This is a genomic window from Ralstonia pickettii (assembly GCF_030582395.1).
In the GTDB taxonomy this organism is placed as follows: Bacteria; Pseudomonadota; Gammaproteobacteria; order Burkholderiales; family Burkholderiaceae; genus Ralstonia; species Ralstonia pickettii_D.
Genome location: NZ_CP104381.1, coordinates 165,189 through 187,436, shown reverse-complemented (window position 1 = coordinate 187,436; position 22,248 = coordinate 165,189). Strand labels below are relative to the sequence as shown.

Annotated in this window: 20 protein-coding genes; 19 read left to right on the top strand and 1 reads right to left on the bottom strand. The window is 64.8% G+C overall.

Annotation, left to right across the window (positions count from 1 at the left end; translation table 11 throughout):
• The first annotated feature begins 71 nt into the window (after positions 1 to 71).
• From N5B55_RS00800 to N5B55_RS00710, 19 genes are all read left to right on the top strand, one after another.
• Positions 72 to 1,253 carry an isovaleryl-CoA dehydrogenase gene (locus tag N5B55_RS00800; protein WP_004633702.1) on the top strand — a complete coding sequence of 394 codons (1,182 nt, stop codon included), beginning with the start codon at positions 72 to 74 and terminating at the stop codon, positions 1,251 to 1,253.
• 158 nt (positions 1,254 to 1,411) lie between these two features.
• A complete protein-coding gene (aceK, locus tag N5B55_RS00795; protein WP_154206222.1) occupies positions 1,412 to 3,247 on the top strand; it encodes a bifunctional isocitrate dehydrogenase kinase/phosphatase in 1,836 nt (611 codons plus the stop codon).
• A gap of 23 nt (positions 3,248 to 3,270) precedes the next feature.
• Positions 3,271 to 3,951 (top strand): carbonate dehydratase, encoded by a 681-nt coding sequence (can, locus tag N5B55_RS00790; RefSeq protein ID WP_178959187.1) that lies wholly within the window; start codon positions 3,271 to 3,273, stop codon positions 3,949 to 3,951.
• 691 nt (positions 3,952 to 4,642) lie between these two features.
• Positions 4,643 to 5,833, top strand: coding sequence for an acetyl-CoA C-acetyltransferase (locus tag N5B55_RS00785; RefSeq protein ID WP_043418547.1), 1,191 nt, complete (start codon positions 4,643 to 4,645; stop codon positions 5,831 to 5,833).
• 9 nt (positions 5,834 to 5,842) lie between these two features.
• Positions 5,843 to 6,556, top strand: coding sequence for an SDR family oxidoreductase (locus N5B55_RS00780; RefSeq protein ID WP_304538852.1), 714 nt, complete (start codon positions 5,843 to 5,845; stop codon positions 6,554 to 6,556).
• A gap of 10 nt (positions 6,557 to 6,566) precedes the next feature.
• Positions 6,567 to 7,697, top strand: coding sequence for an acyl-CoA dehydrogenase family protein (locus N5B55_RS00775; protein ID WP_304538851.1), 1,131 nt, complete (start codon positions 6,567 to 6,569; stop codon positions 7,695 to 7,697).
• A gap of 27 nt (positions 7,698 to 7,724) precedes the next feature.
• Entirely contained in the window at positions 7,725 to 8,423 is a 699-nt protein-coding gene (locus N5B55_RS00770; protein ID WP_304538850.1) for an HAD family hydrolase, read from the top strand.
• Complete coding sequence (locus N5B55_RS00765) at positions 8,423 to 8,863, top strand: YchJ family protein (protein WP_304538849.1); 441 nt, start codon at positions 8,423 to 8,425, stop codon at positions 8,861 to 8,863. Before N5B55_RS00770 ends, N5B55_RS00765 begins: the two co-directional genes overlap by 1 nt.
• A 28-nt stretch (positions 8,864 to 8,891) precedes the next feature.
• Complete coding sequence (locus N5B55_RS00760; protein WP_304538848.1) at positions 8,892 to 10,499, top strand: carboxyl transferase domain-containing protein; 1,608 nt, start codon at positions 8,892 to 8,894, stop codon at positions 10,497 to 10,499.
• Between the two features lie 29 nt (positions 10,500 to 10,528).
• Positions 10,529 to 11,467, top strand: a complete 939-nt coding sequence (locus N5B55_RS00755) for a dienelactone hydrolase family protein (protein ID WP_304538847.1) — start codon at positions 10,529 to 10,531, stop codon at positions 11,465 to 11,467.
• A complete protein-coding gene (locus N5B55_RS00750; RefSeq protein WP_065860227.1) occupies positions 11,464 to 12,258 on the top strand; it encodes an enoyl-CoA hydratase/isomerase family protein in 795 nt (264 codons plus the stop codon). Before N5B55_RS00755 ends, N5B55_RS00750 begins: the two co-directional genes overlap by 4 nt.
• 43 nt (positions 12,259 to 12,301) lie before the next feature.
• Positions 12,302 to 13,381, top strand: coding sequence for a biotin synthase BioB (gene bioB, locus N5B55_RS00745; RefSeq protein ID WP_304538846.1), 1,080 nt, complete (start codon positions 12,302 to 12,304; stop codon positions 13,379 to 13,381).
• Between the two features lie 701 nt (positions 13,382 to 14,082).
• On the top strand, positions 14,083 to 16,107 hold the full coding sequence (locus tag N5B55_RS00740; RefSeq protein ID WP_304538845.1) for an acetyl/propionyl/methylcrotonyl-CoA carboxylase subunit alpha: 2,025 nt from the start codon (positions 14,083 to 14,085) through the stop codon (positions 16,105 to 16,107).
• Between the two features lie 86 nt (positions 16,108 to 16,193).
• Positions 16,194 to 17,135, top strand: a complete 942-nt coding sequence (locus N5B55_RS00735; protein WP_304538844.1) for a 2-hydroxyacid dehydrogenase — start codon at positions 16,194 to 16,196, stop codon at positions 17,133 to 17,135.
• Position 17,136: 1 nt separating this feature from the next.
• Entirely contained in the window at positions 17,137 to 18,066 is a 930-nt protein-coding gene (locus N5B55_RS00730; protein WP_304538843.1) for a hydroxymethylglutaryl-CoA lyase, read from the top strand.
• A 21-nt stretch (positions 18,067 to 18,087) separates the two neighbouring features.
• The gene (locus N5B55_RS00725; protein WP_304538842.1) at positions 18,088 to 18,588 is read left to right on the top strand and encodes a YbaK/EbsC family protein; all 501 of its coding nucleotides are present in this window, start codon (positions 18,088 to 18,090) and stop codon (positions 18,586 to 18,588) included.
• A 10-nt stretch (positions 18,589 to 18,598) separates the two neighbouring features.
• Positions 18,599 to 18,865, top strand: coding sequence for a DUF1289 domain-containing protein (locus N5B55_RS00720; protein WP_116576744.1), 267 nt, complete (start codon positions 18,599 to 18,601; stop codon positions 18,863 to 18,865).
• 12 nt (positions 18,866 to 18,877) lie between these two features.
• Positions 18,878 to 19,831, top strand: a complete 954-nt coding sequence (locus N5B55_RS00715) for an MBL fold metallo-hydrolase (protein ID WP_304538841.1) — start codon at positions 18,878 to 18,880, stop codon at positions 19,829 to 19,831.
• 61 nt (positions 19,832 to 19,892) lie between these two features.
• Positions 19,893 to 20,582 carry a TetR/AcrR family transcriptional regulator gene (locus N5B55_RS00710; protein WP_154206211.1) on the top strand — a complete coding sequence of 230 codons (690 nt, stop codon included), beginning with the start codon at positions 19,893 to 19,895 and terminating at the stop codon, positions 20,580 to 20,582.
• A 6-nt stretch (positions 20,583 to 20,588) separates the two neighbouring features.
• Here the strand turns inward: N5B55_RS00710 and N5B55_RS00705 are convergent, their stop codons facing one another.
• Entirely contained in the window at positions 20,589 to 22,175 is a 1,587-nt protein-coding gene (locus tag N5B55_RS00705; RefSeq protein WP_304538840.1) for an AMP-binding protein, read from the bottom strand.
• Between the last annotated feature and the right edge of the window lie 73 nt (positions 22,176 to 22,248).

Here is a 22,248-nt window from a genome sequence, read left to right as displayed (position 1 = left end):
ACGCGCACCGCACAGCGCCAGACCACTGACTAGAGACACCCGCGGCTCGAACCGCGCCCAAGGAGACCACCATGATTGATCTGCCCGGCCTGAAATTCGACTTGGGCGAAGACATCGAGATGCTGCGTTCGGCCGTGCGCGATTGGGCGCAGGGCGAGCTGGCACCGCGTGCCGGCGAAATCGACCGCACCGACCAGTTCCCGATGGACGCATGGCGCAAGATGGGTGAACTGGGCGTGCTCGGCATCACGGTGGCGGAGGAATACGGCGGCGCCAACATGGGCTACCTGGCGCACATGATCGCCATGGAAGAAATCAGCCGCGCATCGGCGTCGGTCGGCCTGTCGTATGGCGCGCACTCGAACCTGTGCGTGAACCAGATCCACCGCAATGGCACGGCGGCCCAGAAGGCCAAGTACCTGCCCAAGCTGGTGTCGGGCGAATGGGTGGGCGCGCTGGCGATGAGCGAGCCGAATGCCGGGTCGGACGTCGTCAGCATGAAGCTGCGCGCAGAGCTGAAAGGCGACCGCTACGTGCTCAACGGCACGAAGATGTGGATCACCAATGGCCCCGACTGCGACGTGCTGGTCGTCTACGCCAAGACCGAGCCGGAACTGGGCGCGCGCGGCATGACGGCGTTCATCGTCGAGAAAGGCATGAAGGGTTTCTCGGTGGCGCAAAAGCTCGACAAGCTCGGCATGCGCGGCTCGCACACGGGCGAGCTGGTGTTCGAGAACGTGGAAGTGCCGGTGGAGAACATCCTCGGCCAGGAAAACGGCGGCACCAAGGTGCTGATGAGCGGTCTGGATTACGAGCGCGCGGTGCTCTCCGGCGGCCCCATCGGCATCATGCAGGCGTGCATGGACGTGGTCACGCCGTACATCCACGACCGCAAGCAGTTCGGCCAGAGCATCGGCGAATTCCAGCTCATCCAGGGCAAGATGGCCGACATGTACACCACGCTGCAGGCGTGCCGCGCGTACCTCTACACGGTTGGCAAGAACCTCGACTCGCTGGGCCGCGACCATGTGCGCCAGGTGCGCAAGGACTGCGCCGGCGTGATCCTCTACACCGCCGAAAAGGCCACCTGGATGGCCGGCGAAGCCATCCAGATCCTGGGCGGCAACGGCTACATCAACGAATTCCCGGTCGGCCGCCTGTGGCGCGACGCCAAGCTGTATGAAATCGGCGCCGGCACGTCGGAAATCCGCCGCATGCTGATCGGCCGCGAGCTGTACGCAGAAACGATGTAACGGGCGTGAGCAGGCGGGCTGGTGGCATGGGGCCATCAGCCGAACGGATAAGGAGGCGCAACGGTTTCAGGACGCGAACACGGTACCGAAGACCCTACAATCTAGGTCTGCCTGGTTTGCTGGTTTTGCCGCTTCCCTGCCCTCCCCGCGCACACGCCATGTCCCATTTCCCCAAGCTTCTCTCGTCGCAGATCGCCTTTGACGTCGCCCGCACGATGCTCGACGGCTTCGACAAGCACTACCGCCTGTTTCGCGAAGTCAGCGTACAGGCCAAGACTGCGTTCGAGACCGGAGACTGGGCCGGCCTGCAGCAACTGCAGCGCGACCGCATCGCTTACTACGACGAGCGCGTGCGTGAAGCCTCGGTCATCCTGGAAGACGAATACGACGCCGAGAACATCGACGACGAGATCTGGCGCCAGATCAAGCTGCACTACATCGGCCTGCTGACCAACCATCACCAGCCGGAACTGGCCGAGACCTTCTTCAACTCGGTGTGCACGCGCATCCTGCACCGCTCGTACTTCAACAACGATTTCATCTTCGTGCGCCCGGCCATCTCGACGGAATACATCGAGAACGAAGAGTCGCCCACCAAGCCGACGTACCGCGCGTACTACCCCGGCACGCGCGACGGCCTGGGCGCTTGTTTCGAGCGCATCGTCCACAATTTCCAACTCAACGCGCCGTTTGAAGACCTGGAGCGCGATATCGGCTACGTGGTGCGCGCGGTGGGCGAGCACTTCGGCGATTTCCGCATCGCGCCCAATTTCCAGATCCACGTGCTGTCGTCGCTGTTCTTCCGCAACAAGGCGGCGTACATCATCGGGCGCGTGATCAACGGCGACAAGACGTTCCCGCTGGCCGTGCCGATCCTGCGCAATGCCGCAGGCCAGCTCTCGCTCGACACGGTGTTGCTGCGGCAGGAACAGCTGCTGATCCTGTTCTCGTTCACGCACTCGTATTTCATGGTGGACATGGAGATACCGTCTGCCTACGTGACGTTCCTGCGTGACCTCATGCCGCGCAAGCCGCGCGCCGAGATCTACACCTCGCTCGGCCTGCAGAAGCAGGGCAAGAACCTGTTCTATCGCGACTTCCTGCATCACCTGCAGCACTCGTCGGATAAGTTCATCATCGCGCCGGGCATCAAGGGCCTCGTGATGCTGGTGTTCACGCTGCCCTCGTACCCGTACGTGTTCAAGGTCATCAAGGACTACTTTCCGCCGCCCAAGGAGACCACGCGCGAGCTGATCAAGAGCAAGTATCAGCTGGTGAAGCGCCACGACCGCGTCGGGCGCATGGCCGATACGCTCGAGTATTCCGACGTGTCCTTCCCGCTCTCGCGCTTTGACGACGACCTCATCAAGGAGCTGGAGAAGCACGCCCCGTCGATGGTCGAATACCAGCGCAGCGAAGACGGCAGCGAAGAGATCGTCATCCGCCACGTGTACATCGAGCGCCGCATGACGCCGCTGAACATCTGGCTGCAGGAAGGCACCGATGCGCAGGTCGAACACGGCATCATCGAATACGGCAATGCCATCAAGGAACTCATTGCCGCGAACATCTTCCCGGGCGACATGCTGTACAAGAACTTTGGCGTGACGCGCCACGGCCGCGTGGTCTTCTACGACTACGACGAGATCGAATACCTCACCGACTGCAACGTCCGCACCGTACCCGAACCCCGCACGGAAGAAGAAGAGATGTCCGGCGAGGTCTGGTACAACGTCGGCCCGCACGACATTTTTCCCGAGACGTACCGCACGTTCCTGCTGGGTGACCCGCGCGTGCGCGAAGCCTTCCTCAAGCACCACGCAGACTTCTTCGAAGCCTCAATGTGGCAGGGGTACAAGGAGCGTCTGCTCACGGGGCAGATGCACGATTTCTACGCGTATGACGCAGCCGAGCGCTTCGTCAATCGCTACGGCGCGAGCGCGCCCGACAACGCAGCGCGAGACAACACGACGCTGCAGCGCGCCGCTGCTTAACCCTCTCAACACGACGGGAAACCATGCCACATCGCATCAAAGAGCTGTTCGAGAACAACCGAAAGTGGGTCGAGCGCGTCAACGCTGAAGACCCGGCGTTTTTCTCGAATCTGGCCAATCAGCAGAACCCGGAATACCTGTGGATCGGCTGCTCGGATTCGCGCGTGCCGGCCAACCAGATCATCGGTCTGCCGCCGGGCGAGGTGTTCGTCCACCGCAACATCGCCAACGTCGTGGTGCACTCGGACTTGAACTGTCTGTCGGTGCTGCAGTTTGCGGTGGAAGTGCTGAAGATCCGGCATATCACGGTGGTGGGCCACTACGGTTGCTCGGGCGTGAAGGCCGCGCTGACGAAGCAACGGTTTGGTCTTGCAGACAACTGGATTCGTCACGTGCGGGATGTGGCCGAGCAGCATGAAACGTATCTCGGTACGGTGGTTCGTGAGCAGGACCAGCATGACCGGCTGTGCGAGTTGAACGTGATTCATCAGGTCAACAACGTGTGCCTGACGACGATCGTGCAGGACGCGTGGGATCGCGGGCAGCCGCTGACGGTTCATGGCTGGATTTACGACGTGAAGGACGGGATGCTGCGCAATCTGGGGATGGCGGCGAGTTCGAATGAGGAGCTGCATGCGCAGCTTGCTGATGCTTGGTTGAACTATGGGAAGGAAGGGAGTGTGCCTAGTCCGGTGGGGTTCTGAGTTTTCGTGTGTTTGGGGTGGGTCGTTTTGTTTTTGGTGCATCCCTTGTTTCATCCCCTGCCGGGGCTGACTCACTTTCTTTGTCTTGCCAAAGAAAGTAAGCAAAGAAAGGCGCGCCCGAGATGGCGAAAGACTCCTTGAATTTATGTCGCAGGGAGGGGAAGGGAAAAACTCGCTTCGCTCAGACAGTTTCCCTTCCTTTTTCCTCCCTGCAACAGAAATTCAAGGCGCCATCTAGGGCAGGAACGGCCCCACCATCGCAGTGCAAACGCAGTGGTGGGTACGCGGCAAGTCGCGGAGCGAAGCAAAGGGCAACAAGTAACAAGCAGCAAGCAACAGCAACAAAAAAGAGCCTGATGAGGCACGCGCACCAACGGTTTGGCCGTTGACGTTCCTGCCCTTGATGGCGCCTTGAATTTTTGTAAGCGGGCGGAAACAAGACGGGAAACTGTTTGAGCGCAGCGAGTTTTTCCCGTCTCCGCCCGGTTACGAAAATTCAAGGGATGGGTCGCCATCTCGGGCGCGCCTTTCTTTGCTTACTTTCTTTGGCAAGACAAAGAAAGTGAGTCGCCCCCGGCAGGGGACGAAACGGAGATGGACCAACAAGGCCCACCCAACAAGCAAGAGACACATCAACCCTGCACCACAAGTGCAGAACATGTCCCAAGCACAGTTCCAGGAGATTGCAGCAATGTCCGACCGCATCGTCATCGCCTCCGCCGCCCGTACCCCGATGGGCGCCTTCCAGGGCGAACTCGCCAGCCTCACCGCTCCGCAACTCGGCGCCGCTGCCATTCGCGCTGCGGTCGAACGCGCGGGATTGAAACCGGAACAGATCGAAGAAGTCATCATGGGCTGCGTTCTGCCTGCGGGCCAGGGGCAGGCGCCGGCGCGGCAGGCCGCACTGGGCGCGGGTCTGCCGCTGTCGGTGGGCTGCACCACGGTCAACAAGATGTGCGGTTCGGGCATGCGCGCAGCCATGAACGCGTATGACGCGCTGCTCGCGGGCTCGGTCGACGTGGTGGTCGCGGGCGGCATGGAAAGCATGACGAATGCGCCGTACCTGATCCCGAAAGGCCGCGGCGGTTATCGCATCGGGCACGGCATGATCTACGACCACATGATGCTCGACGGCCTGGAAGACGCCTATGAAAAGGGCCGCGCCATGGGCACCTTCGGCGAGGACTGCGCCGAGAAGTACGGCTTCACGCGCGAAGCCCAGGACCACTTCGCGATGACGTCGGTGCGCCGCGCGCAAGAGGCCACCGAATCCGGCGCGTTCCGCTGGGAGATCACGCCGGTTACCGTGCCGGGCAAAGCCGGCAAGGGCGACGATAGCGTCATCGACACCGATGAAGGCCCGCGCCGCATCAAGGTCGACAAGATCCCCTCGCTCAAGCCTGCGTTCAAGAAAGACGGCACGGTGACGGCTGCGTCGTCTTCGTCGATCAACGATGGTGCGGCTGCGCTGGTGATGATGCGCGAGTCGACTGCCAAGCAACTCGGCATCACGCCGCTCGCCGTGATGCTCGGCCACACCACGCACGCACAGGCACCGGGCTGGTTCACCACGGCGCCGGTCACCGCCATCGACAAGCTGTTCAAGAAGCTCGACTGGAACTCGGGCAACGTCGACCTGTTCGAGATCAACGAGGCGTTTGCCGTGGTGCCGATGGCCGCGATGCACGACCTGAAGATCCCGCACGAGAAGGTGAACGTGAACGGCGGCGCGTGCGCGCTGGGTCATCCGATCGGTGCATCGGGCGCGCGCCTGATCGCGACGCTGCTGGGCGCGTTGCAACACCGCGGCGGCAAGCGCGGTGTTGCCAGCCTGTGCATTGGCGGCGGTGAAGCCACGGCCGTCGGCATCGAACTCTACTGAGGCACGCGCATGACGAACGCAACGTCCCGCCGCACGCGTACCGCGCTCATCCTGGGCGCGTCGCGCGGCATTGGTCTGGAGACCGTCAAGCAATACCGAACGGATGGCTGGCGCGTGATCGCCACCGTGCGCTCGCAAGCAGCGGCAGAAGAATTGCAGGCGCTGGGCGCGGAAACGCACGTGCTGGATCTGACTGACGCCAATGCCGTTGCCGGGCTCGCATGGAAGCTCGACGGCGAAGCGCTGGACGTGGCGATCTACGTAGCGGGCATCTACGGCCCGCGCACGCAGGGCGCCACGCCCGTCAGCCAGGCCGATTTCGATGCCGTGATGCACACCAATGTGTGGGGCCCGATGAGCGTGCTGCCCGCCGTGCTGCCCATGGTGGAAGCCGGACGCAATGGTGTGGACGAACCCGGCGGCGTGCTCGCCGTCATTTCCAGCCGCATGGGCAGCATCGGCGACATGGAGAGCAACGGCGGCTGGCTGTATCGCGCGAGCAAGGCAGCGGTGAACGCCGTGCTGCGCGCCGTGTCGATCGATGCCAAGAACGCCACGTGCCTGACCTTCCATCCGGGCTGGGTGCAGACCGACATGGGCGGCGCGGGCGCGGCCATCACGCCGCAGCAGAGCGTGGCCGGCATCCGCCGCGTGATTGCCGGCGCCACGCGCGCCGACAACGGCGGGTTCCGCAACTACGACGGCAGCGTCATTGCATGGTGAGGCCGGAACGATGCTGCTGACCCAAGAGCAAGAGATGATTCGCGACGCCATCCGCACCTTTGTGCGCGAGGCGATCACCCCGCACGCTGCCGCATGGGACCGCGATGCGACGTTCCCGAAAGACGTGCACCGCCAGCTCGGCGAGCTGGGCGCCTATGGCGTGGCTGTGCCGGAAGAACTCGGTGGCGCGGGGCTCGACTACCTGTCGCTGGCGCTGATCCTGGAAGAGATTGCTGCCGGCGACGGTGGCACCTCCACCGTCATTAGCGTGAACAACTGCCCCGTGTGCAGCATGCTGATGGCGTTTGCGAACGATGCACAGAAGCAGCAGTGGCTCGTGCCGCTGGCGCGCGGCGAGATGCTCGGCGCGTTCTGCCTGACCGAGCCGCATGTCGGCTCCGACGCATCGGCGCTGCGCACCACGGCCGTGCGCGATGGCGACCACTGGGTCTTGAACGGCGTGAAGCAGTTCATCACCAGCGGCAAGCATGCCGACGTGGCGATCGTCATGGCAGTCACCGACAAGGCCGCAGGCAAGCGCGGCATCAGCGCATTCCTGGTGCCGACCAAGACGCCGGGCTACATCGTCGCGCGGCTCGAAGACAAACTCGGCCAGCACTCGTCCGACACGGCGCAGATCGTGTTCGAAGACTGCCGCATCCCCGCCGATTGCCTGTTGGGCGAAGAAGGCGCGGGCTACAAGATGGCGCTGTCCGGGCTGGAAGGCGGCCGCATCGGCATTGCCGCACAGAGCGTGGGCATGGCGCGTGCGGCCTTTGAAGCCGCGCTGGCGTATGCCAAGGAGCGCGAGAGCTTCGGCCAGCCGCTGTTTGCGCACCAGGCGGTGCAGTTCCGCCTGGCCGAGATGGCGACGCGCGTCGATGTGGCGCGGCAAATGGTCTGGCATGCCGCCAGCCTGAAGGACGCCGGCCTGCCGTGCCTGAAAGAAGCGGCCATGGCCAAGCTCAACGCCAGCGAGATGGCCGAACGCGTCTGCTCCGACGCCATCCAGGTCTTCGGTGGTTACGGCTACGTCAGCGACTTTCCGGTGGAGCGCATCTACCGCGACGTGCGCGTGTGCCAGATCTACGAGGGCACGAGCGATATCCAGAAAATCTTGATCGCCCGCGCACTGGCGTAGGCGGTCTCAACTCTCAACGCACTAGGCATGACTGCAGTGACTTCCCCTGTTTCGAACCACCCGCGCTTTGACGCGATCCTCTTCGATTGCGACGGCGTGCTGGTCGACAGCGAACCCATCGTCAACCGCCTGATCTGGGAGATGCTGACCGAGCTTGGCATCAGCATCAGCCTCGAAGATTCCATCAAGCGCTTCCTCGGCAAGGCCATCCGCGAAGAGTTGGATGCGATTGCCGAGATGCGCGGCGCACCGCTGCCGCCGAACTGGCTGTCGACGTTCCAGGCGCGACGCAACGCGCTGCTCGAAGCCGAAGTGGAAGCCGTGCCGCATATCGGGCACGCCATCGATGTGCTCTCCAGGCTGGGCCTGCCGATGGCCGTGGCTTCAGGCGCGGATCGCATGAAGGTCGAGCTTCAACTCAACCGCACCGGGCTGATCGAGCACTTCCAGCCCACGGACGTGCGCATCTTTTCGGCCACGGAAGTCGCACGCAGCAAGCCCGCACCCGACGTGTATCTGCTCGCCGCCAGCAGCTTGGGGGTATCGCCCTCGCGCTGCCTGGTGATCGAAGACAGCCCTACGGGCGTCACCGCCGGGCACGCTGCCGGCATGACGGTGCTGGCATACGCGGGCCGCAATGCGCCCGGCCCACTGATCGCCGCTGGCGCCACGCGCGCGTTTACCGACATGCGCGAGCTGCCGGAACTGCCGGAGTTGCTGGCCTGATGCCTGCTGCACAAACCCGGTCCATCGGCCCAGCCGACGCTTGCCCGTGCGGCAACGGCGCCTACGCGCGCTGCTGCGGCCCGTTCCACGCGGGCGAGGCCGTGGCGGCCACCGCTGAGCAACTGATGCGCTCGCGCTACAGCGCCTATGCGCTGGGCGACACGGCCTACCTGCGGCGCACGTGGCATCCGTCCACCTGCCCTGTCGACCTGGAAACCAGCGAAGCAGACGCCGCCGCCACGCGCTGGCTCGGCCTGGACGTCAAGCGGCACACGCCGCAAGACGCCACGCACGCGACGGTGGAATTCGTCGCCCGCTACAAGGTGGGCGGCCGCGCGCATCGCCTGCACGAAACCAGCCGCTTCGTCCGCCTGGACGCCAGCGGCGCTGAATCCGCCGAAGGCCGTTGGCTGTACGTCGACGGCACTTTCCCTGACTGAACCGTACCGACCTTCCCGCACTGCTGCCATGCCGACGCTAGAGACCAAGCTGAACCCCCGCGCAGAAGACTTCAAGGCCAACGCCGATGCCATGCGCGCGCTCGTCGCCGACTTGCGCGACAAGGTTGCGCGCATCGCCCAGGGCGGCGGTGACGACGCCCGCGCCAAGCACCTCGCGCGCGGCAAGCTCCTGCCGCGCGACCGCGTGCAGCAACTGCTCGACCCCGGCACGCCGTTCCTGGAGTTCTCGCAACTGGCGGCGTATGGCATGTACGACGATGCAGCGCCGGGCGCCGGCATCATCACGGGCATCGGCCGCATCTCGGGGCAGGAATGCGTGATCGTCTGCAACGACGCCACGGTCAAGGGCGGCACGTATTACCCGATGACGGTGAAGAAGCATCTGCGCGCGCAGGAGATTGCCGAGCAGAACCACCTGCCCTGCGTCTACCTGGTCGATTCGGGCGGTGCCAACCTGCCGAACCAGGACGACGTGTTTCCCGACCGCGACCACTTCGGCCGCATCTTCTACAACCAGGCCAACCTGTCGGCCAAGGGCATCCCGCAGATTGCGGTGGTGATGGGCTCATGCACTGCCGGTGGCGCCTATGTGCCGGCCATGAGCGATGAATCGATCATCGTCAAGGAACAGGGGACGATCTTCCTGGCAGGCCCGCCGCTTGTGAAGGCCGCGACCGGCGAAGTGGTGAGCGCCGAAGACCTGGGCGGCGCAGATGTGCACACGCGGCTGTCGGGCGTGGCGGATTACCTCGCCAACAACGATTCGCACGCGCTGGCGCAAGCCCGCAGCATCGTCGCGCACCTGAACCGCCGCAAGCCGGAGCAGGTGCAGATTCATGCGCCGGTCGAACCGCGCTACGCAGCCGAAGAACTCTACGGCGTGATCCCGACCGACACGCGCAAGCCGTTCGACGTGCGCGAAGTCATCGCCCGCATCGTCGACGATTCCGCCTTTGACGAATTCAAGGCGCGCTATGGCACGACGCTGGTCTGCGGCTTTGCGCGCATCTGGGGCTACCCGGTCGGCATCATCGCCAACAACGGCATCTTGTTCTCTGAAGCCGCGTTGAAGGGCGCGCACTTCATCGAGCTGTGCTGCCAGCGCAAGATCCCGCTGGTGTTCCTGCAGAACATCACGGGCTTCATGGTCGGCCGCAAATACGAGAACGAAGGCATCGCCAAAAACGGCGCGAAGATGGTGACAGCGGTGGCGACGGCGCAGGTGCCGAAGTTCACGGTCATCATTGGCGGCTCATTCGGCGCGGGCAACTACGGCATGTGCGGCCGCGCCTATTCGCCGCGCTTCCTCTGGATGTGGCCGAACGCGCGCATCTCCGTGATGGGCGGCGAACAGGCCGCAAGCGTGCTCGCCACCGTGCGCCGCGACGGCATCGAAGCCAAGGGCGGCCAGTGGAGCGCCGATGAAGAGGCCACGTTCAAGGCGCCGATCCGCGACCAATATGAGCGCCAGGGCCATCCGTACTACGCCAGCGCCCGCCTGTGGGACGACGGCGTGATCGACCCCGCCGACACGCGCAGCGTGCTGGGCCTGGGGCTGTCGGCCAGCCTGAACGCACCGATCGGCGACATGAACTTCGGCGTGTTCCGCATGTAAGCGGGCCGCCCATCGAACAGGGATCTTCAGTGAACAGCAACATCGCGCGAACGTGGCGCAGCGCCTTGGCAGCCGTTGGCTGCGCGCTGCTGCTTGCCGCCGCGCATGCGAGTGAAACGGCGCCGCCGGGCATCAGCGAGACCATCGTGGAGGTGCCCAAGTCTGCGGGCATCTTCACCGTCAAGCTGGAGACGACCGTCTACAAGCCGGCCGGCGACGGGCCCTTCCCGCTCATCGTGCTCAATCATGGGAAGGCGCGCGGCAAGGCGGCATTCCAATCGCGTGCCCGTTACAGCGAGCAGGCTGCGGCGCTGGTCGCGCGTGGCTATGTGGTCGCCATTCCGATGCGGCAGGGGTTTTCCAAATCCGGCGGCGCGTATATCGGCAGCGGCTGCAATGTGGAAGCCAACGGCATCGTCCAGGCCGAAGACGTGGTGGCCGCACTCGACTACATGACCGCGCAGCCGTACGTGGACCGCAACCGCATCGTCGTCATGGGCCAGTCGCATGGCGGCCTGACCACCCTGGCCTTCGGCACCATCGCCTACCCTGGCGTGCGTGGGCTCGTGAACTTCGCCGGCGGCCTGCGCAACGACACCTGTGTCGACTGGGAAGACAACCTCGTGCGCGCCTTTGAGACGTACGGCCGCCAGGCACGCTACCCTTCGCTCTGGTTCTACGGCGACAACGACAGCTACTGGCCCAAGCCGATGCCCGACAGGATGTTTGCCGCCTACACCGCTGCCGGCGGCAAAGGCCGGCTGGTGGATTTCGGCAACTTCAAGAGCGACTCGCACGGCATGTTCGCAAGCCACGCGGGGTTGCGCATCTGGCTGCCGCAGGTCGACGCCTTCCTGCGCGAACTCGGTCTGCCCGCAGGCCCGGTGCAAGCGGTGGCGCCGGGCGGCAACGCAGAAGCCTCCGGCGCCGACGACCCCAAAGCCGACACCAACAAGGACCCCGAATGAACGCTTTCGAGACCCTCGCCTTCGCGCAGCACGGCGCCGTCACCACGCTCACGCTGAACCGGCCCGACGTGCGCAACGCCTTCAACGAAACGGTCATCGCCGAACTGACCGGCGCGTTCCGCGCGCTGGCGGCCGAGCCAAGCGTGCGCGCCATCGTCCTGTCCGGCAACGGGCCTGCGTTCTGCGCGGGCGCCGACCTGAACTGGATGAAGAAGATGGCCGGCTACTCGGATGACGAAAACCGCGCCGACGCCCTGCGCCTGGCCGAGATGCTGCGCGCCATCTACACCTGCCCCAAGCCTGTGATCGCGCGCGTGCAGGGCGACACGTATGCCGGCGGCGTCGGCCTGGTCGCCGCGTGCGACATCGTCGTCGCTGTCGACACGGCCAACTTCTGCCTGTCGGAAGCGAAGCTCGGCTTGATCCCGGCCACCATCAGCCCGTATGTGATTCGCGCCCTGGGCGAGCAGGCATCGCGCCGCTACTTCATCACCGCAGAACGCTTTTCCGCTGCCGAAGCGCATCGCCTCGGCCTCGTGCATGAGCTGGTGAGCGCAGATGCCCTCGACGCGAAGGTGGCCGACATCACTGCCGCGCTGGTCGCCAACAGCCCGAACGCCGTGCGTGAGAGCAAGCGCCTCGTGCGCGAGGTGTCGGGTGCCGCGATCAACGACGCCCTGCTGGCCGACACCGCTGAACGCATCGCCGCCATTCGCGCTTCGGAAGAAGGCCGCGAAGGCGTGCAAAGTTTCCTGGGCAAGCGCAAGCCGAACTGGCTGCTGCCGGCCTGACCCGCATAACAACGAAACCACGCATCACTCGAAGGAAGTCCTCATGCAATCCACTCCGCTCAACTTCGTGCCGAACGCCGCCAAGGTGCCGCCCACGCCCGGGCAGAATCCCAACGCCCGCTGGAGCCGCGAAGCCATCGAAGCGCTGTTCGCGCTGCCGTTCAACGACCTGCTGTTCCAGGCGCAGCAGGTGCACCGCGCCAACTTTGATGCGAATGCCGTGCAGCTCTCGACGCTGCTGTCCATCAAGACCGGCGGCTGCCCCGAAGACTGCTCGTACTGCCCGCAATCGGCGCGCTACGACACCGGTGTCGAGGCTGAAAAGCTGATGCCGATCGACGAAGTGCTGGAAGCCGCCTCGCGCGCCAAGCAAAACGGCGCGAGCCGCTTCTGCATGGGCGCCGCCTGGCGCAACCCCAAGCCGCATCAGCTCGACGCCGTGGCCGACATGGTGCGCGGCGTGAAGGCGATGGGGCTGGAGACCTGTGTGACGCTGGGCATGCTCAAGCAGGAACAGGCCGCGCAATTGAAGGAAGCGGGCCTGGACTACTACAACCACAACCTCGACACTGCGCCCGAGTTCTACGGCGAAATCATCACCACGCGCACGTACCAGGACCGGCTCGATACGCTCGAGCACGTGCGTGACGCCGGCATCAACGTGTGCTGCGGCGGCATCGTCGGGCTGGGGGAATCGGTGCACGAGCGTGCGGGCCTGATCGCCGAACTGGCGAACATGGAGCCGTATCCGGACTCGGTGCCCATCAACAACCTGGTGAAGGTGGAAGGCACGCCGCTGGCGGGCAACGATGAACTGGACCCGTTCGATTTCGTGCGCACGATTGCCGTGGCGCGCATCACGATGCCCAAGGCGATGGTGCGGCTCTCCGCTGGCCGCGAGGCGATGGACGATGCCTTGCAGGCGCTGTGCTTCATGGCGGGCGCCAACTCGATCTTCTATGGCGAGAAGCTGCTGACGACGGACAACCCAGAGGCGGATGCGGATCGGAAGCTGCTGGCGCGGTTGGGGATGCGGGTGGAGGTGCAGGATCACATGCACCATGAATCGCATGCGGCGGCGCAGTCTTCGCATTGCCATATCGACATTACGCCTGCGGACTGATGCTTTTGACGGGAGGTGGTTTTTGTTTTTGTGTTGGTGGTCTGCCTCCCTTTCGTCCCCTGCCGGGGCCGACTCACTTTCTTTGTCTTGCCAAAGAAAGTAAGCAAAGAAAGGCGCGCCCGAGATGGCGAAGGATTCCTTGAATTTATGTCGCAGAGAGGGAGAGGAGGCAAACTCGCTTCGCTCAGACAGCCTCCTCTCTTTTTCCTCTCTGCAACAGAAATTCAAGGCGCCATCTAGGGCAAGGTACGGCCACACCATCGCAGTGCAAACGCAGTAGTGGGTACGCGGCAAAACGCGGAGCGAAGCAAAGGGCAGCAAGCAAAAGCAACAGCAACAGCAACAGCAACAGCAACAATCAAGAGCCTGATGGGGCACGCACACCAACGGTTCGGCCGTTGACGTTCCTGCCCTAGATGGCGCCTTGAATTTTTGTAAGCGGGCGGAAACAAGACGGGAAACTGTCTGAGCGCAGCGAGTTTTTCCCGTCTCCGCCCGGTTACGAAAATTCAAGGAGGGGGTCGCCATCTCGGGCGCGCCTTTCTTTTGCCTACTTTTCTTTGGCAAGACAAAGAAAAGTAGGTCGTGCCCGGCAGGGTACGAAACAGGGATGGACCAAAACCGCCCGCCCCGGCAGGGGATGAAACAAGGGACGCACCACAAGTGCAAAAGATGCAGAGAACACCGGAGACACACCAAAAATGATCACCAAGCTCCTCATCGCCAACCGAGGCGAAATCGCCTGCCGAGTCGCCGCCACCTGCCGCAAGCTCGGCATCCGCACGGTCGCGGTCTACTCCGATGCCGACGCCAACGCCCGCCACGTCGCGGCCTGCGACGAAGCCATCCACATCGGTGAGCCCGCCGCCCGCGACAGCTACCTGCGCGCCGACCGCATCCTCGAAGCCGCACGCGCAACGGGCGCCCAGGCCATCCACCCCGGCTACGGCTTCCTGTCGGAAAACGAAGCCTTTGCCAAGGCCTGCGCAGACGCCGGCATCGTCTTCGTCGGCCCGCCGGCATCGGCCATCGAAGCGATGGGCAGCAAGAGCGCGGCGAAGGCGCTGATGGAGAAGGCCGGCGTGCCCCTCGTCCCGGGTTACCACGGCGACAACCAGGACGCAGGATTCCTGCGCACACAGGCCGATCGCATCGGCTACCCGGTGCTTATCAAGGCGAGCGCGGGCGGCGGCGGCAAGGGCATGCGCGTGGTCGAATCGGGCGATGCGTTCGAAGCCTCGCTGGCCTCGGTCAAACGTGAGGCATCGTCCAGCTTTGGTGACGACCGCGTGCTCATCGAGAAGTACCTCACGCGCCCGCGCCACATTGAAATCCAGGTGTTTGCCGACAGCTTCGGCGACGCCGTCTATCTGTTCGAGCGCGACTGCTCGGTGCAGCGCCGCCACCAGAAGGTGCTGGAAGAAGCCCCCGCCCCGGGCATGACGCTGGACCGCCGCCGCGCGATGGGCGAAGCCGCCGTGGCGGCCGCACGCGCCGTGGGCTACGTGGGTGCCGGCACGGTCGAGTTCATCGTCGATGAAGACGGCACGTTCTACTTCATGGAGATGAACACGCGCCTGCAGGTCGAGCACCCGGTCACCGAAATGATCACGGGCGAAGACCTCGTCGAATGGCAATTGCGCGTGGCCTCCGGGGAGCCGCTGCCGCGCTCGCAAGACGAGTTGCACATCCACGGTCACGCGCTGGAAGCACGCATCTACGCAGAAAACCCGGAGCGCGATTTCCTGCCCTCCATCGGCACGCTGAAGGTGCTGCGCACACCGGCAGCGGTGGAATTTACCCTGGGCGCACAGGCCAATGGCGAACCTGCCGCCGTGCGCATCGACGCGGGCGTGCGGGAGGGCGATGCCATCAGCCCCTATTACGACCCGATGATCGCCAAGCTCATCGTCTGGGGCCGTGACCGTGAAGAAGCGCTGGCGCGCATGCTGCAGGCGCTGGGCAGCTTCCACCTGGTGGGGCTGTCGTCCAACGTGGCGTTCCTGCGCCGGCTGGTTGCATCGAAGCCGTTTGCGACCGCCGATCTGGATACCGGCCTGATCGCCCGCAATCACGACACGCTGTTCCCTGCCGCAGCGGACGTGCCGCAAGACGCCATCGCCCTGGCCGTGGCTGCGCTGCTCGCCCGCGAGGCACGCAGCCTGCGCACCGATACGCGCGATCCGCATTCGCCGTGGGCGCGCGGCAGCGGCTGGCGTCTGAACGGCGCGGCAGAGCGCACGCTGCGTTTCACGCATGGCGATCAGGCCATCGACGCCACGCTCGTCTACGGCCGCGACGGCTCGCGACTGAAAGTTGGCGACAGCGAAGCGCCCTTCACCTCGCAGCGCCATGCCGAGACCTTCACCGTTGCGCTCGGTTCGCACAAGGCGACCGGCCAGGTGCATGTGGACGGCGACACGTTCCACGTCTTCACGGGCGGCGCGCACTGGACACTCGAGCGCCACGACCCGCTCGCCCATGCCGGCGAGGCCGACGAGGAAGGCGGCAAGCTGACGGCGCCGATGCCCGGCAAGGTCATCGCCGTGCTGGCCGCCCCTGGGCAAACCGTCACCAAGGGCGCACCGCTGGTCGTCATGGAGGCCATGAAGATGGAGCACACGCTCACGGCACCGGCCGACGGCGTCGTCGAATCGGTGTTGTATGGCGTGGGCGATCAGGTGACGGAAGGTGTGCAGTTGCTGGCGTTCAAGCCCGCCGAATGACGCCCGAGGGGGCCGCCACACGCCTTGGCGGCCCCTGCTACACTGCTTGACGTATACGTCAATCACCCGCATTGAAGTCGCCCCACATGCACATCCAGATCTACACGCCCGACGGCAAGCCCCAACCCTGGCTCGATGGTTTTGCGCAGGCACTTCCTGAGGCACGCCTGTCGGTGTGGGAGCAAGGCGCGGCGCAGGATGCCGACTACGCCGTGGTCTGGCAGCCGCCCGCCGACATGCTGCGCGATCGCCGCGATCTGCGCGCGGTGTTCAACCTCGGTGCGGGCGTCGATGCGATCCTGGGCCTGCGTGCGCAAGCGCCCGATGCCATCCCCGAAGGCCTGCCGATCGTGCGGCTGGACGACGCCGGCATGGCCGCGCAGATGGGGGAATACGTCACACACGCCGTCCTGCGATTCTTCCGCCGGCTCGATGAATACGAGCGCCAGCAGCAAGCGAAGATGTGGCGCTTCCTCAAGCCGTTCAACCGCGATGAGTTTGTCGTCGGCGTGCTGGGCCTGGGCGTGCTGGGTACGCACATCGCCAGGACGCTGGCAGGCTTCGGCTTTCCGGTGCGCGGCTGGAGCCGCTCCGCCAAGCACGTCGACGGCGTCGATTGCCGGGCCGGCATCGATGCGCTGTCAGGCTTTCTCGCCGGCACGCGCGTGCTTGTCAACGTGCTGCCGCTGACGGCCGACACTGAAAACGTGATCGACGCAAAGCTGCTCGCTCAACTCGCGCCGGGCGCGTTCGTCGTCAACGTGGCGCGCGGTAAGCATGTCGTGGAAGACGACCTGCTGGCCGCCGTGCGCAGCGGTCACATTGCCGGCGCCGCGCTCGACGTATTCCGCACCGAGCCGCTGCCCGCCGACCACCCGTTCTGGACCGAACCGCGCATCCACATCACGCCGCACATTTCGGCGCTGACGCTGCGCGAGGTCAGCATTGCCCAGATCGCGCGCAAGATCCGTGCGCTGGAAGCAGGCGAGCCGATTGCCGGCATCGTCGATCTGCAACGAGGTTATTGAGATGAGCTACCCGCAATATGTGAAGGTGGTCGAGGTCGGCCCGCGCGACGGTCTTCAGAACGAGAAGGCACCGGTCTCCACCGACACCAAGGTCGAGCTGGTGAACCGTTTGTCGGACGCAGGTTTCGTCAACGTGGAAGCCGCGTCGTTCGTGTCGCCCAAGTGGGTACCGGCGATGGCCGACGGCGCTGACGTCATGGCGCGCATCCAGCGCCGGCCGGGCACGCTGTACTCCGTGCTCACGCCCAACATGAAAGGTTTCGAAGGCGCTGCTGCAGCGGGTGCGGACGAGATCGTGATCTTCAGCGCCGCCAGCGAGGCCTTTGCGCAGAAGAACATCAACTGCACGATCGCCGAATCGATCGAACGCTTTGTGCCGGTGGCCAAGGCCGCCAAGGATGCGGGCATTCGCGTGCGCGGGTCGATCTCGTGTTCGCTGGGCTGCCCGTATCAGGGCGAGGTGCCGGTGTCGTCGGTGGTGGACGTCATCAAGCGCATGGCCGACCTCGGCTGCGACGAGATCGACATTGCCGACACCATCGGCGTGGGCACCGCCGGGCAGGTGAAAACCGTGATGGAAGCTGCCGCGGCGACGTTCCCGATCGACCGCCTCTCAGGCCATTTCCATGACACGTACGGCCAGGCACTGGCCAACATCCACGCCAGCCTGGAAGTCGGCATCGCCATCTTCCACGCGTCGGTGGCAGGGCTGGGCGGCTGCCCGTATGCCAAGGGCGCGACCGGCAACGTCGCCACCGAAGACGTGCTGTACCTGCTGCACGGCCTGGGTATCCGCACCGGCATCGACCTGGACAAAGTGGTGCTGGCGGGTGACTTCATCTCGCAAGCCATCGGCCGCCCGACTGCCTCGCGTGCGGGCCGCGCGCTGCTGCTCAAGCTGCAGGACCAGATAGCCCAGGCCTGCATCTGAACCCCATCAAGAACAACGACGATGACCGCGACCGATACGAACACCCCGCTGCCTGAATCCGCCCAACGCGTGGCCGACCACCTCCGTACGCTCGGCTACGAAAAAGCCATCGTGATGCTGCCGGCCACCGGCAAGACCTCCGCTGAAGCGGCTGCTGGGCTCGGCTGTTCGGTGGCGGAGATCGCCAAGTCGATCATCTTCCGCCGTGCGGAAGACGACGTGCCGGTGCTGGTGATCGCCAGCGGCACTAATCGTGTCGACGAGGCAAAGGTTTCAGCGCACGTGGGCGCGCTGGCCAAGGCCGATGCGAAGTTCGTACGCGAGAAGACCGGTTACGCCATCGGCGGCGTGTGTCCGGTCGGCCATGCGGTCAAGCCTGTGATGCTGCTCGATCAAGACCTGTTCCAATACGACAGCGTGTGGGCCGCGGCCGGCCACCCGCATGCCGTGTTCAACCTGACGCCTGCCGAGCTGGAAGCGATGACCGGCGCGCCCGTGGCCGACATCGCCCAGCGCGACTGATCGCCCAAGCATGGACGCCTGCACCCGCGCGCAATTGAAGCGCTCGCTCGGCAAGCTGCGCAATAGCCGCGCGCAGGCCGAGCGCGCCCAGCCAGTGGCATCGCCGTGCATCAGCGTGTGCAAGATGGACGACGCGCGCGGCTTGTGTATCGGCTGCATGCGCACCATCGACGAAATTGCCGCGTGGTCGACCATGGACGACACCGCCCGCCTGACCGTGTGGAAAACCTTGCCAGAGCGCGCCTGCGCCTGGCTCAACGACGCGTCCTGCGCGTGAGCACCCATCACCATGGCCGAACACGACATCGTCACCTTGCCTGATTCGATGCGCGTGTTCGAGCGCGGCTGGCTGTCGTCCAGCAACATCCTGTTCTTCGATGAGGAAGCGCATGGCGGCTGCGCGCTGGTGGACACCGGCTACCTCACGCACGCCCCGCAAACCGTCGCGCTGGTGCAGCACGCGCTGCAAGACAAGCCGCTGCGCCGTCTGCTGAACACGCATCTGCATTCCGACCACTGCGGCGGCAATGCAGCGCTGCAGGCCCTCTACGGCAGTCACACGCGCGTACCCGCCGCGCAGATCGACGACGTGCGCCGCTGGGATACCGATGCCCTCAGCTACGGCCCCACTGGCCAGCAATGCGCACGCTTCGCGTTGCCTGACAGCGATGCCGACGCGGGCCTGGCCGACGGCATGACCGCGCGACTGGGCGGCTTCGACTGGCAGGTCATCAGCGCACCCGGGCACGACCCGCACGCGGTCATCCTGTTCAGCGCGGACACGCGCGTGCTGATCTCTGCCGATGCGTTGTGGGAACGCGGCTTTGGCGTGATCTTTCCCGAGCTGGAAGGCGAGAGCGGCTTTGCCGAACAGCAGGCCATTCTTGAGCGCATCGCGCAGCTTGATGCGCGCGTGGTCATTCCCGGACACGGCCGGCCGTTCACCAACGTCAACGCCGCGATTGACGCTTCGTTGGGGCGGCTGGCCTATCTGCGTGCAGACCCCGAGCGCAACGCGCTGCACGCCATCCGCGTGCTGGTGAAGTTCAAGCTGCTGGAGCAGCAGGCGCTGTCGCGCGACGCGCTGTTCGCGTGGTTCACGCAGACGACGTTGATGCCGCGCTTGCAAGCCCGCTTCTTCGCGAGCCAATCGATGGAGGCATTGCTGGATGCTGCGATTGCGGCGCTGGTCAAGGCCGGTGCCGCCACCGTCGAACACGGCCGCATCCTGAACCGCGATTGACGTGCCGCGCGGTGGCGATGCCCCGCTACAATGCAGCGACGTTTCTTCTCTCCGCCTGGGCATGCCGAAAGCCGCCACATCCGCTCCGCCGGAATCCGCCACCGAAGCCGCCACTGAAGCCGCCACTGAAGCCAAAGCACCGCGCCGCAAGCGCGGCCGCCCCGCGCAGGATGCCAACGAGGGCTTGCGCCGCGCGCTGATCGAGCAATCGGCCCGACTGTTCCGCGAGAAGGGCTACGGCAACACCACGGTGCGCGACATTGCGGCGGCCACGGGCGTGCATGCGGGCAGCTGGTTCTACTACTTCAAGACCAAGCAGGACATCCTGCAAGCCGTGATCGAGCATGGCCTGACCGTCGCGCTGGCGGATATCGAAGCCATCGATATCGAAGACCTGCCGCCGCGCGAGGCGATGCGCCAGCTCGTGCGCGCACACCTCCATACGCTGCTCGCACCGAACCAGGATTTCATTCCGGTGATGCTGTACGAGTGGCGCTCGCTCGACGCACAAGCGCAGGAACGCATCATCGCGCTCAAGGACCGGTATGAAGGCATCTGGACGCGCGTGATCGACCGTCTGCACGCCTCCGGCGAGTGGGCACAACCAACACCTGTTGACCGCCTGCTGATGTTCGGCGCACTCAACTGGACGGCGCAGTGGTATCAGGCGGGCGCTGGCATCAGCATCGACGCACTGGCCGATCAGGCGGTGCTGTTCATCCTGCGTACGCCGCCCCAGCCGGTGGCTTAGTCCACGTTAGCGCGCATCGCCCTCGAACAGCGTCTGGTTGGCGCTGCGCAGCACGTGCTTCTGGATCTTGCCGGTCGCAGTCATGGGCAGCTTGTCGACCACGGCGATGTGCTTGGGCACCTCAAAGCTGCCGAGATGCGCCCGACAATGCGCCTGCAGCGCGGCGGCATCGGCCTGTGCATCGGGCTTGAGGCAGACAAACGCCGCCACCGCTTCCACCCAGTGCGCGTGCGGCAAGCCGACCACTGCCGCATTCGCCACGGCCGGGTGCCGTAGCAACACTTCTTCCACTTTGACCGACGGGACGTTCTCGCCGCCGGTCTTGATCATGTCCTTGATGCGGTCTTTGAACTGAAGCTGGCCGTCGGCATCCCACATGCCGAGGTCACCTGTGTGGTGCCAGCCGAAGCGGCGCGCGTTGGCCGTGGCCTGCGGGTCCTTGTAGTAGCCGAGCATGACGTTGGGGCCACGGTGCACGATCTCGCCCAACTGGTTCGGGCCGAGCAGATTTCCTTGATCGTCCATCACCGCTGCTTCGTTCACCATGCACGGCTGTCCCCAATAGTTGCCGGTGCGCTGCAGTTGCTGGTCAGGCGCGAAGTACATCGTCATCGGAAAAATTTCGGTCTGCCCGGAGCCGAGGGCAAAGTTGGGGCACACCTCGGCAATCAGGCGTTCGAGCAGCGGCCTGGCCATCGGCGCCATCGCATAGAGGCACAGGCGCAGGCTTGAGAGATCGCGCTGCGCACGCAGCGGATGCTGCAGCAGCGCGGCGTACATGAGCGGCAAGCCGAACAGTTGCGTGATGCGTTCGTTGGCAATCGCGTCGAGCAGCGCCGCCGGGTCAAAGCCGCGCTGTATGACAAGCGTTGCACCCACCATGATCGCGGATGCAGCCGTCGCAAACTGCGCGCAGTGGAACATCGGCAGCAGGCACGAGAACACGTCGGTCTCATTCAGATTCAGGCCGGCGACGTTGGACATCAGCGCGGCATGCACCGAGCGGTGCGAGTGCATTGCGCCCTTTGGCCGCCCGGTCGTGCCGCTGGTGTACATGATGAGCGCGAGATCGCGATCGTCGATCACCACGGCGGGCAGCGTATCGGCGTGGCCTTGCAGCGCTTGCTCCACGGTTTGCGGGCCATCGGCAACCGGTGCGCCGAAGCATTGATGCGCTGGGAGCCCGAGCGCCGCCAGCGTGTCGCGCAGCGCCGGGTACAGCGCCGCGTCGATCACCACGTGTCGCGCCTCGGCATGTTCAAGGATGTAGCGCACGTCTTCCGGCCCGAGCATCGCATTGATCGGCACCCAAACCAGCCCCGCCTTGAGAATGCCGTACGCAGCCACCAGGAACTGCGCGGAATTCCCACACACCATCGCGACCTTGTCGCCGGGCCTGAGGCCGCTTGCAAGCAACGCGTGCGCATAGCGGTTGCTGTCTGCATTGAGTTCGCCATGCGTCATGCGGTGCGGGCCGTCCACCAGCGCGACCTTCGCGCCGAACTTGCGCGCACTGCGATGCAACGTATCGCCCAGCGTCACCCGGTTCAGCAGGTTGGCTTCAAGCGTGGTGTCTGGCGTGGCTTCGGACATGGGACGTCTCCTATGGACTGCATTGACTGCATTGACCGCATGAACTGCACGACAAAACGATGGATCAGACCGG